The 15,154-nt window shown below is 56.6% G+C and carries 6 protein-coding genes; 4 read left to right on the forward strand and 2 right to left on the reverse strand.

The window, feature by feature from the left end; all coding sequences use genetic code 11:
* Positions 1-112: 112 nt before the first annotated feature.
* The 4 genes from ung (at position 113) to FW800_RS01110 (ending at position 7,735) form a co-directional block, all read left to right on the forward strand.
* Positions 113-805: a uracil-DNA glycosylase gene (gene ung, locus FW800_RS01095; protein WP_446436793.1), complete on the forward strand. Its 693-nt coding sequence runs from the start codon at positions 113-115 to the stop codon at positions 803-805.
* A gap of 228 nt (positions 806-1,033) precedes the next feature.
* Positions 1,034-3,064, forward strand: a complete 2,031-nt coding sequence (locus FW800_RS01100) for a hypothetical protein (protein WP_446436794.1) — start codon at positions 1,034-1,036, stop codon at positions 3,062-3,064.
* A 262-nt stretch (positions 3,065-3,326) separates the two neighbouring features.
* Positions 3,327-5,264: a hypothetical protein gene (locus FW800_RS01105; protein WP_446436795.1), complete on the forward strand. Its 1,938-nt coding sequence runs from the start codon at positions 3,327-3,329 to the stop codon at positions 5,262-5,264.
* Positions 5,265-5,446: 182 nt separating this feature from the next.
* Positions 5,447-7,735 carry an autotransporter outer membrane beta-barrel domain-containing protein gene (locus FW800_RS01110; RefSeq protein ID WP_446436796.1) on the forward strand — a complete coding sequence of 763 codons (2,289 nt, stop codon included), beginning with the start codon at positions 5,447-5,449 and terminating at the stop codon, positions 7,733-7,735.
* Between the two features lie 86 nt (positions 7,736-7,821).
* Here FW800_RS01110 and FW800_RS01115 read toward each other — a convergent pair whose 3' ends face one another.
* Positions 7,822-11,232 (reverse strand): YncE family protein, encoded by a 3,411-nt coding sequence (locus FW800_RS01115; protein WP_446436797.1) that lies wholly within the window; start codon positions 11,230-11,232, stop codon positions 7,822-7,824.
* A gap of 340 nt (positions 11,233-11,572) precedes the next feature.
* Positions 11,573-15,118, reverse strand: a complete 3,546-nt coding sequence (locus tag FW800_RS01120; protein WP_446436798.1) for a YncE family protein — start codon at positions 15,116-15,118, stop codon at positions 11,573-11,575.
* Positions 15,119-15,154: the final 36 nt, after the last annotated feature.

Consider the following 15,154-nt stretch of genomic DNA (forward strand, 5'->3'; position numbering starts at 1 on the left):
GGATGAGTATGATCCCTTCGTGGGAAAGTGCCGGTGGTGTGTCAGATCAATTGACAAGCGGGGTCGGCTTTCCTAGGGTTCGCCTCATTCTTTTTTACAAGACAATTCAACTATGACCGATGGCGACCGTATCAAACTCGAACCCAGCTGGAAACACGCCTTGCGCGATGAGTTCGAGAAGTCCTACATGGCCCAGTTGCGCGAATTCCTGCGCCAGGAACATGCCGCCGGCAAAGAGATCTACCCGCCCGGTCCGTTGATTTTCAACGCTCTCAATTCAACGCCCCTGGACAAGGTCAAGGTCGTGATCCTCGGCCAGGACCCCTACCACGGTCCCGGCCAGGCCCATGGCCTGTGCTTTTCGGTACAACCGGGGGTGCCGGCGCCGCCGTCGCTGGTCAATATCTATAAAGAGCTCAAGCGCGACCTGAACATCGACATCCCCAACCACGGCTACCTGCAAAGCTGGGCCGACCAGGGCGTGCTGATGCTCAACACCACCATGACTGTAGAGCGGGCGAATGCCAATGCCCACGCGGGCAAGGGCTGGCAGTTCTTTACCGATCGGATTATCGAGGTGGTCAGTGAGCATCAGCCCCATCTGGTGTTTCTGCTGTGGGGCGCTCACGCCCAAAGCAAGCAGAAGCTGATCGATGCCACCAAGCATCTGGTGCTGACGTCGGTGCATCCGTCGCCGTTGTCGGCGTATCGCGGGTTTCTGGGCTGCGGGCATTTCAGCCGGGCCAACAAGTTTCTTGAGCAAAGCGGTGAGACACCGATTGATTGGGGGTTGCCGCCTGTCTGATACGTGTTAGGCGTGCTATGCCGTTTCACATCTGCAATTCGATGATTCGAAAGAATTTTATCGTTCTGGCCAGGCTGAACAAAACTGCAGGGGACGCAGCACCTGTTAGTTCTGACAGTATCCGCTTGGGGGCAAATTGCCTTAACTACTCTCCGTGATCTTTGGATGGGGTCAGTACCCTTTAGGTGGTCGAGGGCCTCAACCTGATAGTCGTCTAGGAGAGTCGATATGTCTGAGTACGATCCGCTTAACCCACCTTCCAGTCGTGGCACAAAAGCAGGTGTGCTGGTCCTGGATGCACCTGTTGCACCTGATGTATTAGACCTTGAGGCAGATGACCGCGGTTATAAAATACCGGTATTTTTTCAAAGCACAGGGCTGAGGGTTGAAGTGCCTACGTTGTGGCCCGGCAATAATGTACTTGATCCAGGGGATGTCACTCTTGTCCAGTGGTTCTTGGGGGACGAGATGTTTGATGAGAAGAGGCTGCAGGCGCCTTATGATGCTAGCGACCTGCCTGACGTTGACTCTCTGGTACCTCCCCATCTCATGGATGTACCCGGCCTGCATAGATTGCGCTACGAGGTCATATTAAGAGAATCAAGTGGTAACCCAGGGGAGCCTTCGTTTTCGACAATATTGGACAGTGACAAGGTCGGGCCAAATAACGGCTTGCGTGGTCCGCGTTTCCAGCTCCCGCAGGTCATCGAAGATGAAGGCGTAACGGATGAATATCTGGATAATCCCGCCAATCTGGACAGAGTGACAGCTACTATTGATTTGATATGGCCGGACATACGTTTGGGGGATGTGGTGGAGGCTTATTTAATACCACTGCCTTTTCTCAAGCCTTTGCGCAAACGTCCACGCCATTTGGACATCGTTGCCACCACCACCATTGTTCAAGCGCACAAGGATGGGGCTCGGCCCATCGAGGTGCATTTCCCGGGCGCCTTTCTTCGCGGCCTGGCCAATCGGGAGTACAACGCTCAGTACTTTTTGAAAGACCGCTCGGGGCGTGAGTCGGGCCCATCACGTACCGCTCCCCTGTTAATCAATCTGACGCCTACGCCCACCGACCTGCGTCCTGTTGAAATTCCGCAGTTGGATGATGGGCGTATAACCCTCAATGACGCCCGTGCTGAAGGCGGGGTATATATGAATATCCTCGAAGTATTCGGCTCAACAGAGGGGGATCGTCTCCTACCGTCATGGGATCTTATACCGCTGGACCCTATCGTTATTTCAGCTTTTCAGGTTTGGCCTATCAGGGTGCCGATTCCGTATTCGGTGTTGGCCAGCGGCGGTTACGAGTTCGTTTCCGGGGTTGTGAGGGCAGAATACCGTTGGCAGAGAGGCATTGCCCCCTCCAGGCCATCGACCACCCGCTTTGCTGCTGTGGATCTGACGGTTGCCGGGCCGGTGAGCCCGAATAACCCAGACCCTATCAACACATTGCTGGACGTGGTGACAGTGAAGGGGGTAGACGGTGACAACCAATTGACTATCAACGACGAGGGTAAACCGGTACGCGTGATTACCTCGTTGTATGACGCGCCCGATGTTGGTCAAACGTTGGAATTAATGGCGGGAAGCTTTCCCGGGCCCATCGCGACCTACACCGTACAAGCGGGGGATAGCGCTGGTCGGGAAATTGAGTGGTTGGTCGACTGGAACATCATTGAGTTTTTAGAGCCAGGTTGGGTTCCTTTCTTTTACGGGACCTTCAACGGGGTCAACCGGCAACGCGCGTCAGACACGCCGGTAATGGTCAATATCGTGCGGCTCGTCGGGCTAAAACCGCTTGAGTATGTAGGAGTCGAGTACGGACCCGGTCCTGATGCCGGGTTTATCGGCTGCCATCTACGACCTTGGGTAAACGGAGCCGGCGTTAAAATACCCGGGGATCCAACGCTGTTGGACGGCGGTGATGAGGTGATTTTGCACTGGGCCAGTTATGCGCACCCTAATGGTTTCGCCGGCGCTGTCATTCCTGAAACCATCAAGTCCTTCAGCCATACGCTGACGGCCCGAGAAGCCCGTGAGGGATATGTCTTTCAGGTTCCGTTTGACCCATACATCTTGCTTCCGGGGCTGATCAAGCCACCAGAAGGGCAAACCAACCCTCGGCATGGCTCTGCGGTTGCGCACTACCAGATCATCAAACCGGCAGGTGCAGGCATGGGGTATTCCGAGCGTAAGTTGGTGTTCATCACATTGATTCGGCCCAACTCACCGCCTTGTGTGTCGGACGATTAGGCGTAGTGGAGTAGGGTGCAATGCGCTTGTAATGGAGGAGGTGCTCGTGGTTGCGAGCATCACAGTCGAGCCGCAAGGGATACTGTCAAGTTTGACAGTTACGCGTTAAAGGGAAATGCCATTAAATGAATGAGACGCCAGCAGGTTTGCTAATTCAGACCTCTGCAGGGTCGGTATACGTTTAGAAAATGACACCCGGGTGTTTAGTCTTACCGTCGTTTTATGCCCGGACAGATACTTATTCTTTTGAGGAGTTTGAATCATGTCCAACACATCCAGTAAACCTGTTAGTCACGACCCTGTAGGCCCCATGGAAGAGTGGGAAGAACCCGTTCCCGATCCCACATATTTACCTGCTCCGACGATCCCTGGTTTATTGCCGGCCATTGCTGGCGACAACCACCGGAATGTGGTGCCAAGGGCGCTTCAATTGAGCGGGCTCACTCTAGCGGTTGACCTGTGGGACCGTACCGGCTTTTTTAATGCGTTCGATATACTCACCGTCTATGTGGATGGCCGGCCGGTATTCATTGATACCTACGGTGCTGCTGATGTTTTACCTGATCCGGTAATTGTGAATTTGGGCCCCAAGTCGGCCTTGCAAACCAACGGTGTCAAAGACATTAGTGTTCATGTGCTCAACCTCAGCGACAATGACGTTAATTACAACATCAATCGGGTTTACGTCGATGCGCAGGACCCTAACTATGGCACTCAACCTTCGAGGGTCCTGGTAGAAGATTACGGCACCGAACTGACCCCAGCCTTTCTCGTGGGTAAACCTGGTTTGGAGTTCACCATTCCCACGCCGGCAGACCGGCGTGGCGGTGATAAATATCGAGTATTTGTGGGAAGCAATATCGTTGCGATCGAGGATGACGTGCCATTGACAGGCGACATTACTGGTCATATTCCAACTGCAACGATTCTTGAGCGGTCAGGTTCGATAGACGTGAGATATAACCTGACTGATCGGTCTGGCAACACGACTACGTTGTCTATTCCAAACTACGTACAAGTGAGTCTGAACGAAGCGCCCGTGTTTGGTCCCGTCCGTGTGTTGGAAGCGCCATTGGTTGATAAAGCAGAGGCCCGTAACAGCGCAACGGTGCGGTTGGAAAGCCTGACCGGCCATTTGCAGAACGACACCCTGGTCGTGTTATGGGGGACTATGGAGATCCATCGTCAATCTGTTGGCATGCCCGTTTTCCCAATTGACATCCCTGCACCTTTTGCAGCTATTGCGGCAGGCGGGAATTTCTATACGGCGGATATCAGAGTCATGATTGAGCGCCAAAGCAGCCCCACTTACAACGCAGCTGTGGTGCAAGTGGATGTCGACCTGCGTGAGCCCGGTGGGCAAAACCCTGGTGAAGGCCCTGTAGACACAAACTTGGCACAGCCCGTTCTGCTCGGTGGGGGCCCCGACCCCAAACCCGATAACCGTCTCTCCGAGAAAGATCGCAACTTCGATGCTACCGTCACTTTCACCCTACCACCGGGGCTGGAAGCGGGTGATTTCATTGACTATGTCTATGGGGGGGATGTCGTTGGGACTTACCCGGTAACCGGGGCGGAAGCGCCCGATTTTTCGGTGCCTTTTACCGTGCCGTGGGCCACTATCGATGTCAAGGGCAACGGCACCATTGAAACCCACTGCGTTATTCGGGATGCCATCAACTATAAGCATTCTCCGAATCAAGATGTTGTCGTGGATATCTTCAACATCGGTAGCTTGACACCTGTGACCTTTGAAAATGCCACGGTTATTACAGGCAACCCGAACTTCACCTATGCCATTAACTGTGCTCGGCAGCCTTGGCTAGGTGTGCCTGTCAAGATTCTGGATCCCGGGCTCCTCTTGGTTGGCGACATAGTGATCATCGAGGCTGTCAGATACGCGTTCAACGCTCCTGGCGATCCTGTCGGTGCGCCCATAGAGACCGCTGAATTCGAACTCAACAGTCAACACGTCAATCTTGGCTTGACCGTCCCGCTGGATTTGAAGGTCTGGCTTCAAGACGTCACAGGCAATAATGGCCGAGGCATCGTCGGTGTGCGTTGGAGGCTCCTGCGCCCCTCCACGGGAGACCGGGGCAGGTCCGACGAGGTCAAGGCAGCCTGGGATCTGGTTGGTTCGGGAGGCAACATTCCTGGCTATTGTGTTCCGGGTGCGTCGCGCGTCAAAGGTACGCTTTGATTGATTGTCGGGGCCCCACCCTCTCGCTTGAGAGGGTGGGGTTTTTTATTAAGTTTGTATCTTAAGGAAAGTCCTACGCTCTTTGGGAACTCACGTTATTAGTCTCTGCACCGTGGAAAACGGAAACCTCTTCGATACGGGTTCCGGGTTCGAACTGGTACTTAATTCTGAGGCTACACAACATGATTTCTCCTACTTCCCAGCGTTTTCGTTATTCGCGTTTATCATCGATCATCAAGCTCGTAGCCGCCGCACCGTTATGCCTGTTGAGTCAACAGGCAATGTCGACGATTGTGGTGGACGGAACGGTGGGCAGCGGCAAATATGACGTCCGCCCGGGGTCCGCAGCCAGCGACTATCTGGCCCAAAAAGGTGCGACGCTTACTGTTCACAAGAACGCCAGCGTTAAAGAAATACGTGCGACGAGCGGGTCGACCTTGACGTTGACAGGAGCCAACGTGAGTTCTGTCCATGCCTCCCAGGCGGCCATTGCGCTCAGCAATTCAAGCGCCACTATTTCCGACGCGCGCATTACCAGCCACACCAGTGGCGGCTTGAACGTGGCTCGACAGGTGGGCACGACCACGGGGTCCTACGCACAAGTCGACAATAGTGAAATCACTGGAGCGACCTATGGGGCCAACGTCACGTCCCATAGCCTTCTGGAGTTGAACAACTCTGTGCTGGTGGGCCAACGCCAGCAAGGGTTGAGGCTCCTGGGAGGGGCCGCAATCGCCACGGGCAGCGAAATTACCGGTGGTACCACGGGCGTTGTGATGTCCCTTGAAAGTGCAACTGCCCTTGAGTCGCCTCATCTGATACTCGACGGCTCGCGTGTGACGGGCCTCGATGGCCCCGCGATTAATGTGCGGGGGCCGATCACGGCTGAAATCGACGTGACCAATGGTTCGTCCCTGCAGGGTCAGAACGGTAACATGCTCGAGCTGACCCAGGGCGGCTCGGCCAACATGCGCGTGCGCTTCAGCGAGTTGGCTGGCAATATTCAGGTGGGTGCCGACAGCGCGTTGGACCTTAACCTGGACCACGCAATTCTGACGGGTGATGTCATCAACAACGGCGGCAGTGCCAGTGTTGGTCTGAACAATGGCTCGGTGCTTACCGGCCGCCTGGAGAATGTCGACAAGCTGGCGGTCAACACTGATGCTACCTGGGTGATGGTCGACAACCAGCACGTGGGCGACTTGTCCCTGAGTGACGGTAACGTCAAGTTTGGCGAAACCGGCACGTTCTACCAATTGGACGTGGACAATCTGTCGGGCAATGGCACGTTCGTCATGAGCGCGGATTTCGCTACCTTGACCGGCGATTTCCTGAATGTCACCGGCACTTCTTCGGGCGACCATAAACTGCTGATCGCCAGCAGCGGCGCCGATCCGTTGTCAGAAGATCGCCTGCACGTGGTGCACACCGAAGACGGTGGCGCCAAGTTCAGCCTGGCCGGTGATCGGGTGGACGTAGGTACATACTCCTATAGCCTGATCAATGACAACGAAGGCAAAGATTGGCTGTTGGACCCCGGCAGCAAGGTGATCAGCCCGAGCACCAACTCCGTGCTGGCACTGGCCAACGCAGCGCCGAGTGTGTTGTACGGTGAAATGACCAACCTGCGTACCCGCATGGGTGAGCTGCGTCATAGCGACGGGCAATCGACCGGATTGTGGAACCGTGTCTATGGCAACAAATTTGAAGTGAACAACAGCGATAAAGGCATGCAGTACAACCAGACCCAGCGTGGTTTCACCCTGGGTGCCGACGTGCCGTTGACCGGCGGCGATGGCCAATGGCTGGCGGGCTTCATGGCGGGTCACAGCACCTCGGACCTGGACCTGAGCCGCGGCAGCAAGGCTAACGTCGACAGCTACTACCTGGGCGGTTATGCCACCTGGATGGACGCGGAAAGTGGTCTTTACTTCGATGGTGTGCTCAAGTTCAACCGCTTGCACAACGAGTCCAACGTGGCCATGAGCGACGGCAAGAAAGCCAAGGGTAACTACACGCAAAACGCGGTCACGGCTTCTGCTGAAGTGGGGCGTAATATCAAGCTGGATGACGGTTACTTCGTCGAGCCTTACGGCCAGCTGGCCACGGCGATTATCCAGCGCCAGAGCTACGAGCTGGACAACGGCCTGCAAGCCGAAGGCGCACGTACGGCCTCGGTGGTGGGTAAGCTGGGTGTGACCGCCGGGCGTGATATCCAGTTGGACAGCGGCGGCGTGTTGCAGCCGTACCTGCGTACGGCGGTGGCCCACGAGTTCAACCAGAGCAACAAGGTGTCCGTCAACGGCAACAGCTTCAACAACGACCTGTCGGGTTCGCGGGTTGAAATGGCGGCCGGTGTCGCCATGGCAGTGTCGAAGAACTGGAAGGTGCATGCCGATGTGGAACGTAGCATGGGCAAGAGCATTGACCAGCCTTGGGGCGTGAACGTGGGGTTGCGTTACGACTTTTAAGGATGTGAACGTCTCACGTGTAACCCAATAAAAAGCCCCGGTTCGCAAGATCCGGGGCTTTTTATTGAGTTCACACCGGGGGCGAGCTAAAACACCACTAAGGACACGGAATCGCCGCCAATATTGGCCACATACCCGTGGGAACCGTCTGGAGCTACCACGACTCCACGGGGCTTGTTGAAGCCAGCATACGAGCCAATCATCTGCCTTGCGCGCGTATCAATAATCCCCAGCAGGTTTGCGTCAGTTTGCGACACGTAGGCAAGGTCGCGCTGACGTTCGAATGCAATGTCGAATGGCCCTTGCAACCCCGTCAGTGTCCGGCTGATGCGCTGGGTAGCGGTGTCGCCGATACTGACGATGCCGCCTGCTCGGCCTGAGATGTATACCTGTGAGCCACGAGGGGCGTGGGCGATGGTAACAGGTGATGAGCGGGTATCTGCGCTGTTGATCAACGTGTTGCTGCGCAAGTCGACGATGGACCAGTCGTAGAATGTGGCAACGTGTGCGCGGTTGTTATCGGGACTAAGAGTGACATCAATGGGGGCACGCACAGGGATTGACGCCAGGCGTTGGCGGGTGGCGGTATTTATTATCACCAGTTGTGACGCCCCGTTATCAGCCACGTACAGGCGTGAGCCGTTGGTGTTGAGGGCGATACCATTGACATTGGTGAACCCGGTCAATGTGTCGATCAGCGAGTAGTCCTGAGTGCTGTAGATGCGAATAGGGGTGTTGGTCGAACTGCTATTGTCGGTCACGTACAGGTGATTGGCCGTTGGATGAACGGCCATGCGCAGGGGCGAGCCGGGCACATCGAAGTGGTCGAGGACGCGGTTACGCAGGGTGTCGATCACCCAGATCGACGGGTTGCCAACAATACAAGCTACATAGAGTCGTGTGCCGTCAGGGCTGAGTGCCAAGGCGTTCGGCGAATTGCCCACCGGGATGGTTGCAAAAATGCCGGCGGTGTTGGTGATTCGGTAGTTGACGGTACGCAAGGCGACAGCAAAATCTTTATGCACGCTGCCGTTGAGTGATACCCGCACCTTAATGCTCAGGGCGCTCTGGTTGGGTAGCGAGCGCAGGTAATCGGCTGGTAAGTCAACCTCTACACGTTTGGCATTGAATTGCGCTGGCGTCAGCGGCGTGCCATTGCGCAACGCAAGATTGGCTGCGCCCTTGATATCGATCCACACGGGGTCCCCAACGTTCATGAACGGCCATTCATTTATCACGACGCTATGCGCTGCGTTGGCGTTAATGATGCTGCCCGATGCCTGGGGCACGCTGACCAGGTCCAGGGTTTGCTCTGCGAGCGAGTCGATGGTCAAGGTCAAAACTTGGGAGAGGGTGGTGGCATTGGCTCGTATCACGTCATAAGACAGCTCGGCGGTTCGGCCGAGGTTTGCGCCAATCACGCGATTATCGAGTATGAAGTCGACGTAACCTCGCACAGGGTCGCCAGGCCGCGGTTTGATCTGCGGCGTTCCCAGGCCGTATGTCCCAATGAATTTCGGATGGATATCATCGCTGGCCAGCATGGGGCTGTAGCTCACCCGAAAAGTGAACACCGGCCAGGCAGGGGGTAGCACATGCAGTGGGTTGAGTCGTGCGGTCGTCGGGCTGGTGATCGTGCTTTCCAGAATCCATGGCACGGGCAGTTGCAGCGCACTGCCGACACGCATGAGCAGCGCTTGGGAGTAGCGGGTGCGTTGGCCGGCTTTTTCCACCCGGTAGTAAATACGCGCCGAGCCGGTGAGGTTGGCCACGACAAATACTCGGGCAATGACAAACCGCAAGTCCTGGCCGACCCATGGCGGGGTGATCTGAAATGAATCAGGGGGTGGGCTACCGCCCATGGCACTGCCTTCCACATACAAGGTGACTGTGGCGCCTTCGATGAACGAGGCATGCGCGCGCACTAACACGTTGGCGTTGCCTCGGGAAACCTCGGGGTCGAAGGTGAAACCAGGGGCCGGTGCTTCCCGAACTTCAGGCCTGGGCAGTGCGTCCTGGGGAGCACCGATGTCGAGCGTCAGTATGTCGGACGGCGGGCGATCTCCCGCCTTATTGATGTAGTAGTAGAACATCAGGTGGCCACCGTCTAGTTGTCGGATATCACCGTTAACTCCGTTGGGCAGCTCAAAGACCACATTGCCCAGTCCGGCCTCCAGCACGTGTTCCTGGTAAAAGAGATGGCCGTTGGCGTATGTACCTTGTGCTACCAGTGTGACTCGGTCATGGGGTTTTTGGCCGATGTATGTGGTTATTGTGACGGTCACCGGGTCAGTCAGTGGGTGCAGGACGCCGCCGCTGGCGGCCGGTACTTGGGGAGCGGCGAGGCTGGATTGCTCAGGCGTACCGGTCACCTGGACAAAGGCGTTATCCGAGGGCAGGTTCGCCTGGTCTGGGCGAATTCGCTCATAGCTCAATTGAATCAATGCACCGATAAGCACGCGTACATCCGCGTTGGGCCATGGGACATCGGTGAAAGGTACAGTGGTCGATGGGAGGCTGGCGTTGTAGGTCTGTTCGACGTCACCACCGCCCAGTGAACGCCCACGAATGGTCAGCCGGATACCATCGCCCGGCGCCCAACCTTTACCGGCAATGGCGACCCTCAAGGTCGCGTCTTTGCCTGCCAACCTGTCCGCATCCAGCGTACCGGCGGGGGCCTCGACGATCTGCGCGGGGTCCAGCAACCGCTCATCTGGATTGAGCCGTACTTCGAGTATTTGCTCGGCAGACCGACCGGGGGAGTAGTTGCCCACTTCATCGATGACATCGTAGGAGCAGGCATGGAAGCCACTGCCGATTTTCAACCAAGTGGCGTAGTACACGGTGAGTGTGATCGGGTTGCGAGTACTGGCCTCGTTTTCGGTGACTGGGTACTCGATGATCTGCCCACCGATACTCAGACGGATGCGGTCGCGCGCCGCACGGTAGGTTGCAACTGGCCGGTTGAGATCCCCTGGATAGAAGCCAATGCGTATCGCCACTCCACGTCCGGCGGCCGCCGAATCGATAAAGGTTAATGCCGGTTGTGGCCGTGGCAACTGTTCATTGACCCAGGGCGGGCTGGTAATCGGCTCGCGATCGGCGGGCGATACCGTGTCGACCTTGAGGATCAGGCGATGGGTTTCTTCTTTGCGGTGATCAAGGTGGGTGACCCGGAAAAACACGGGCCCCACCGTACCGTCTGGTAGGCGGGACGCGGATATGTGCAGGGGGATTGGTTTTTCCTCGCGCGCTTCCTGCTCGGTAACGGTGTGGAAGTCGACCGGGACCAGCAGATCGGTGCAGAACAACTCAATGAAATCACCTTCAAGCTGGCCTGCATAGGCGCGCAAGATGCAAATCAAGCCCGCGCTACCGTGGCCCTCCAGTAACTGTTGGTACACGCCACCGGAGAACCCCACCACCGGCGTCGTCAAACCGGGAATGTAAGGTGCTAGCTGCGAGACAGGGGGGGGAGCGCTCAGGGCTGGTTCCATGATCGAGACCTCGTAGTAGGACGCGGCACCGCGACGGGAGGGAGCATCAGGGATTGAACGCAAGCTGGAGGACGAATGACTAGCTGTGAGAATTGACAGTGCCGACGAATGGTATGGCCGCTGAGGCCCTGCCTGAACGGTTGCCCCCAAACTTGCGTCGAGCAGATATATTCGCGCTTTCCTACAAGTCGATGCGGTCGCTGTGGGTGACTCCGCTGACGGGCTGGCTGCAAGCAGTGAAAATGCGAATAAGCGCTGATAAGTAGCGAATAAAGCGCAAACAGGTTTATCGGATACATAAACCTGTTTGCGTTACTTCTGACTAAAATTGCACTGAATGTCAAAGTTGAACGATAAACACCGTATTGGCAGTGTAGTTGCTGACTAACGCATATGACCCATCGGGGGCAATAGCGATGCTTCTGGGATAGACGAACCCCGTCAGGGTTCTGATGACCTCCTCTTTGTCGATGTCAATGATTGCCACTGAGTTGGAGGTCTGCATCGTTACATAAGCCAGCCGGCGGGTGGGATGAAAGGCTATACCGAATGCGCTGGTTAGGTTGGGTATGGTGTTGCTGATTAAGTTGGTGCGTGTGTCGACGATTTTCACGCTGGCCGCACTTTGATCTGTAACATAGATTTTTTGCGCATAAGGGCTGTATGCCAGTCGCCAGGCATAACTGAAACCTGCAAGTGTCGACAACTGAGTATTGGTAGCGGTGTCGATAATACCCATTGCACTCAACCCTGCGCAGTAAAGGCGTGTGCCCTGTGGCGCCAGCGCCAAGTCTACGGGGTAATAGGCGGAGCCTGTGTAAATTAGAGTGTCGTTTGATGTGTCAATAACGTGAAGTCGGGCGTAGTAATAGGCACCATAGTAAAGGCGTGAGCCGTCCAGGTTGAAAGTTAAGGCGCCATATCCATAAACGTGAAGGCCCGTAATCTTGTTGCTGATTGTATTGTCGCTGGTATCGATTACTTGAATTTCGCCAGAGGTGTATCCACTGACATACAGTCGTGACCCATCCGGATGAAGCGCCAATCCATTTGTGTAAGTGTTAGCAGGCATAATAATCGTATCCGAAAGACGGAACGTCGTCAGATCAATCACGGATACCGTGGCGCTATTGTAGTTGGCAACGTAAGCCACGGTCCCCTCTGCATTAATGACGATGCGATCCGGGCCGCCGCCTACGTTGATGCTGTCTACAACACCCGGCTGCTTCCTGACTCTATAACGTGCAGGCACCAACGGTTGCGCTGTCGCCCGCCCGCCGCCATCCAGCGACACATACGGCTGGAAGTCCACCGGGCTGCCGTCGCTGAGTCTTCTCAGGTAACTGGCCGGAATCGGCGTCAGGATGCGCTTGGCGGCAAACTCTTCGGACGTCAGTGGGGTGCCGTTGCGCAGCACTTCATTCGCCGTGCCCTCGGCCTCAATCCACACCGATTGAGGGCTCTCAGGGTCGTAGCGCAAAAACGGCCAGGCATCAATCCGAACATCATGTGCCTTGGTGACGTCAATCACCCCACTATTGGCCTCGGCCTGGGGCACGCTCACCAAGTCCCAGTCCTGCTCCGGCAGCGCCTGGATCTCAAGGGTGAGTTCCTCGGATGCTTCAGTTTTGTGATCGCGGATCACCTCGTAGAGCACCCGGCAACTTTGCCCCATGTTGGCACCCACGAATGGGTTGGCTACGGTGAAATCGACGTAGTCTTCACCGGGGGCGGGGATGCCGGGTTTGATGGCGATATCCGGTGTACCGAGCCCCGGTTTGCCGATGATATGCACCTTGATGTCATCGCTTGCCAGCCTCGGGCTGTAACGTACGCGCACGGTCACTACTTCCGCACGCGGTGGCAGCACATGCACAGGGTTCAGGCGGCTCAGGGTTGGCGTGATCGGCGTGCTTTCGAGCACCTCGGGCACGGGCAGATTGAGGGCCACGCCGACGCGGATCGTCAGGGCTTCGGAAAGCATGTCTCGCTGCCCTGGTTTCACTACGATGTAGGACAGCTTTTGGGTGCCATTGAGGTTAGGGGTGACGAAGAACCGAGGTACCGAGAGGGGCAAGTCTTGACCGATCCAGTTTGCGTCGATCTCGAATTCCATTGGCGGGGCGCTGCCGCCTGGGGCGCTGCCTTCGGTGTGCAGCCACACCGTGGAGCCCAAGGTGAAAGCGGTATGGTGTTTGATGATAACTCTCAGATTACCGGGGTTCTTGTCCGGATCGAACAAATAGTCCGGCGGCCCTGCCTGGGGTGTGGTGGGGGCTGGCAGGATGGCTCGCAGGTTGCCCACATACAGGTCCAGGCGACGTGACAGTGGCCCGCCGTTGACGTTGTAGTACATCGAGAGCGAGCCGCCGTCCAACCGGGCGATATCGCCATTGGGCCCGTTGGGCAGGTCAATTTCGATCTCACCCTGGCCGACGCGCGCCGGCTCCTCGTGATAGTATGAACGGCCATTGGCGGCGGTGCCATTGAGCATCAGGAGGACGCGGCCGTTGGCGGGGTAGCCGGTGAGAGCCCTGATTCTCACCCTCACTGGGTCGGTGGTTGCGGGCAGGTTTCCGCCTACGCTATCGAGCACGAAGGGGGCCGCCAGGCCGGCCTCGACGGGCGTACCGGTGATATCCACCAACCTGTCGAAGGAGTTGCGAGGTAATGCGTTGAAGCGAAGCCGTTGATAGGTCAATTGAATACGCCCATCGATCAACGGCACGATATCGGCGTAGGGCCAGTGGATGCGCTGGGGGCGAGTGGTGGAGTCAATAGGGTGGTCGTAAGAGTTGGTAATCAGCTGGCCGCCTGCAGTGCGTCCGGAGATTTTCAAGCGTAGTACGTCGCGGGGTTCATAGCCCAGGCGGTTCACTTCAACCACGATGGTTGCATCGGCGCCTTTAAGTTTATCCGCGTCGAGCAGATCGTTTTCGTCTGGCCGCTCTTCGGATTCTTCGATGTAAGGCGCCGGTAAAAGCGGTTCTGCACCAGTGTTGCGCCGTACCTCGATGACTTGAGGTGGGGAAAATCCTTGGGAGTGGTTGCCGACCTCGTCCACCACTTCGTATTCGCACACCTGCACGCCGTCACCCACCTCATCCCACGTACCGGTGTTGACGTTGATGATGATCGGGGCTTCGCCTCCCGCCTCGAACTCAGTCACTAGGTGTTTGACAACGACCCCCCCGAGGCTCAGGCGAATTTCATCACGCACCTTGCGATGATTGACCCTGGGCAGGTTTGTGTTCACCGGGTAATAGCCGATGGATACGGGTATGGGGTTTATGGAATTTTCCGGTGTGACGCCGAAGTCGATTACATCCTGAGGAAATACGGGCTTGGGCAGGTTCTCGTTTTGCGTGGTACTGGCTACAGGGTTACGACCACCTGGGATCTCGATATCGACCTTGATATTGAAGAGTCTGGTTTGGTCGCTGCCTCCACCGAAGCGGGTTACAAAGGCCTGTAGCGTGTTGCCGGCCTCACGGATAAAGCGTTCGCTGGCCACATGCAAGACAATTTGCTGGCCCAGGCGGGCCTCCTCATCCGTGACGGTATGAAAGTCAACGCGAACACCGTTTAACTTCAGCTCGATGAAGTCACTGCCAGCCTGGTTAAGATAAGACGGTAGGATACAGATTACGCCTTTGTAACTGACCTCCAGCGCCGCCCGGTTAAAGCCACCATTGAAGCCGGAGACCGGATTGCTCAGGGTGGGCAGGTACAGGGGTAAGTCTACGAAGGGAGTATTGCGAAAGGACTGTGACGTCAAGATGGCGTCGTCGGGTTGGGCGATGGTGAAGCCTTCAGGGCGCAAAGAGGTGGGCTGAACGGAAATGGGTGAGCAATCGGGGTGCTGGGTATCCTGGTCGATAGTCATGAAGAAGGTCCTGTCAGAGCCGTTGAGGGGGGCGCC

It is taken from the genome of Pseudomonas sp. 910_23 (assembly GCF_052850795.1).